The organism is Fibrisoma montanum, from assembly GCF_003583365.1.
GTDB classification, from domain to species: Bacteria; Bacteroidota; Bacteroidia; order Cytophagales; family Spirosomataceae; genus Fibrisoma; species Fibrisoma montanum.
Window position 1 is genome coordinate 1 of sequence record NZ_QXED01000041.1, and the last position, 408, is coordinate 408.

A 408-nucleotide genomic window follows, 5' to 3' on the forward strand; every position below is an offset into this window, starting at 1 on the left:
GACACTTTCGATGGTGATCTGGTTCTCGGTGTTCTTGACGTCCCATTGGTTGTCGGACATGTAAGGGCCCAACCAGTAGCGGACGAGGTTGGAGGCCTTGGTGGTGGTGTTGTAAACAACAGCGGGCATCTCATTCCAGTTGACGGTCCAGACAGCCTTGTTCAGGTGAGCGGACAGACGGCGGGCAGCAACGCACTCGTCGCTCATACCACGTCCCTGGGTCTCCTGTTTACGGCACTGGGTCTCTTCCCACTGAGCGCGCAGAGTAGGGGCGATCTCCTCTTCGCTGCGGGTCCAGGTGTTAGTGATGGTGATCTTGCGGTCATCAGTGCAGGATTTGCCGAAGGCAATCTTGACAGTGGATCGGCGCTCAGTCTCGTCCTTGATGAGTTCCTTGCGCTTGAAAAC

1 protein-coding gene is annotated in these 408 nt (G+C 56.6%); it reads right to left on the reverse strand.

The features are described 5' to 3' along the window. Positions 1-408 (reverse strand): hypothetical protein (locus tag DYU11_RS33410; protein ID WP_158600409.1); only part of this gene is annotated, 408 nt, incomplete at both ends.